This window comes from Brevibacillus sp. SKDU10 (assembly GCF_001645205.1).
Taxonomy (GTDB): Bacteria; Bacillota; Bacilli; order Brevibacillales; family Brevibacillaceae; genus Brevibacillus_B; species Brevibacillus_B halotolerans.
In genome coordinates this window covers 1-3,103 of sequence record NZ_LSSO01000136.1, presented here as the reverse complement: position 1 = coordinate 3,103, position 3,103 = coordinate 1, and the positions used below count along the sequence as shown (strand labels likewise).

Annotated in this window: 1 rRNA gene; it reads right to left on the bottom strand. The window is 52.8% G+C overall.

The features are described from left to right. Positions 1–19 precede the first annotated feature (19 nt). Positions 20–2,949: ribosomal RNA gene (locus AYJ08_RS08395) — 23S ribosomal RNA — on the bottom strand. Positions 2,950–3,103 lie beyond the last annotated feature (154 nt).

The window sequence follows — 3,103 nt, the reverse complement described above, 5'->3', positions numbered from 1 at the left end:
AAGTCAGCATAAAGGCAATGTGGATAAGTCCTCGACCGATTAGTATTCGTCAGCTCCATGCATTACTGCACTTCCACACCGAACCTATCAACCTCATCGTCTATAAGGGGTCTTACTAGCTTGCGCTATGGGAAGTCTCATCTTGAAGGGGGCTTCACGCTTAGATGCTTTCAGCGCTTATCCCGTCCGCACATAGCTACCCAGCTGTGCCACTGGCGTGACAACTGGTGCACCAGAGGTGCGTCCATCCCGGTCCTCTCGTACTAAGGACAGCTCTCCTCAAACTTCCTACGCCCGCGACAGATAGGGACCGAACTGTCTCACGACGTTCTGAACCCAGCTCGCGTACCGCTTTAATGGGCGAACAGCCCAACCCTTGGGACCTACTTCAGCCCCAGGATGCGATGAGCCGACATCGAGGTGCCAAACCTCCCCGTCGATGTGGACTCTTGGGGGAGATAAGCCTGTTATCCCCAGGGTAGCTTTTATCCGTTGAGCGATGGCCCTTCCATGCGGAACCACCGGATCACTAAGCCCGACTTTCGTCCCTGCTCGACTTGTAGGTCTCGCAGTCAAGCTCCCTTGTGCCTTTACACTCTACGAATGATTTCCGACCATTCTGAGGGAACCTTTGGGCGCCTCCGTTACTCTTTAGGAGGCGACCGCCCCAGTCAAACTGCCCACCTGGCATGGTCCTTCCACCCGATAAGGGCGGCAAGTTAGAAACTCCGTACATCAAGGGTGGTATCCCAACGACAGCTCCACGAAGGCTGGCGCCCTCGCTTCACAGCTTCCCACCTATTCTGTACATGATGCACAAAGTTTCAATACCAGGCTACAGTAAAGCTCCATGGGGTCTTTCCGTCTTGTCGCGGGTAACCTGCATCTTCACAGGTATTATGATTTCACCGGGTCTCTTGCCGAGACAGCGCCCAAGTCGTTACGCCTTTCGTGCGGGTCGGAACTTACCCGACAAGGAATTTCGCTACCTTAGGACCGTTATAGTTACGGCCGCCGTTTACTGGGGCTTCGGTTCAAAGCTTCGCTTGCGCTAACTCATCCCCTTAACCTTCCAGCACCGGGCAGGCGTCAGCCCCTATACTTCGCCTTGCGGCTTCGCAGAGACCTGTGTTTTTGCTAAACAGTCGCTTGGGCCTTTTCACTGCGGCCTCCTCGGGCTATAAACCCTACCGAGGCGCCCCTTCTCCCGAAGTTACGGGGCCATTTTGCCGAGTTCCTTAGCAAGAGTTATCCCGCGCACCTTAGGATTCTCTCCTCGCCTACCTGTGTCGGTTTGCGGTACGGGCACCTTGTTCCTCGCTAGACGCTTTTCTTGGCAGTGTGAAATCAGGGACTTCGGTACTTATATTTCCCTCGCCATCACAGCTTGTGCTTATTGGTGTGCGGATTTGCCTACACACCACACTTACTGCTTAGACGGCCATCCAATAGGCCGCTCACCCTATCCTCCTGCGTCACGCCATTGCTCAAGCGGAACAGAGGTGGTACTGGAATATCAACCAGTTGTCCATCGCCTACGCCTTTCGGCCTCAGCTTAGGTCCCGACTAACCCTGGGAGGACGAGCCTTCCCCAGGAAACCTTAGGCTTTCGGTGGACAAGATTCTCACTTGTCTTTTCGCTACTTACACCGGCATTCTCACTTCCAAGCGCTCCACCGCTCCTCACGATACGGCTTCACTGCTGCTTGGAACGCTCCCCTACCCAGTCCGTAAGGACTGCCATAGCTTCGGCGGTATGTTTAGCCCCGTTACATTTTCCGCGCAGAGTCACTCGACCAGTGAGCTATTACGCACTCTTTAAATGGTGGCTGCTTCTAAGCCAACATCCTGGTTGTCTGGGCAACTCCACATCGTTTCCCACTTAACATACACTTGGGGGCCTTAGCTGATGGTCTGGGCTGTTTCCCTTTTGACGATGGATCTTAGCACTCACCGTCTGACTCCCGGACATAAGTACTTGGCATTCGGAGTTTGACTGAATTCGGTAACCCGATGAGGGCCCCTAGTCCAATCAGTGCTCTACCTCCAAGACTCTTTATTCCGAGGCTAGCCCTAAAGCTATTTCGGGGAGAACCAGCTATCTCCGAGTTCGATTGGAATTTCACCGCTAGCCACACCTCATCCCCGCACTTTTCAACGTGCGTGGGTTCGGGCCTCCAGTAGGTGTTACCCTACCTTCACCCTGGACATGGCTAGATCACACGGTTTCGGGTCTACGACAACGTACTTTCGCCCTATTCAGACTCGCTTTCGCTACGGCTCCGTCTCTTCGACTTAACCTCGCACGCTATCGTAACTCGCCGGTTCATTCTACAAAAGGCACGCCGTCACACATAGAAAGTGCTCCGACTATTTGTAAGCACACGGTTTCAGGTACTATTTCACTCCCCTCCCGGGGTGCTTTTCACCTTTCCCTCACGGTACTGGTTCACTATCGGTCGTTAGGTAGTATTTAGCCTTAGCAGATGGTCCTGCCAGATTCACACGGGATTTCACGTGTCCCGCGCTACTCGGGGTTGGTCTCGGAGAGACAGATGTTTGGGTTACGCGACTATCACGCTCTTTGGTCAGTCTTCCCAAACTGTTCACCTACATCTGTCTTTTGTAACTCCTATATGAAACGCCCCACAACCCCGTAGGATAAATCCTACGGTTTAGGCTCTTCCGCGTTCGCTCGCCACTACTGACGGAATCACTATTGTTTTCTCTTCCTCCGGCTACTTAGATGTTTCAGTTCACCGGGTCTGCCCTCTCATCACCTATGTATTCAGTGAAGGATACCATCCCATTACAGATGGTGGGTTCCCCCATTCGGAGATCCCCGGATCAAAGTGTGCTTACCACTCCCCGAGGCTTATCGCAGTTCGCTGCGTCCTTCTTCGGCTCCTAACGCCAAGGCATCCACCGTGTGCCCTTATTAACTTAACCACAGTTAAAGGTTTGATCTTTCGATCTGCACTAATGTTTGCATGTTCCTACAAAAGTAAGAACGTTTGCCTTGTATGCTTTCTATCATTATCCAGTTTTCAAAGAACAAATATATGGATCAGCAACCCTAAAGGTTACCGGCCTGGCAACGTCC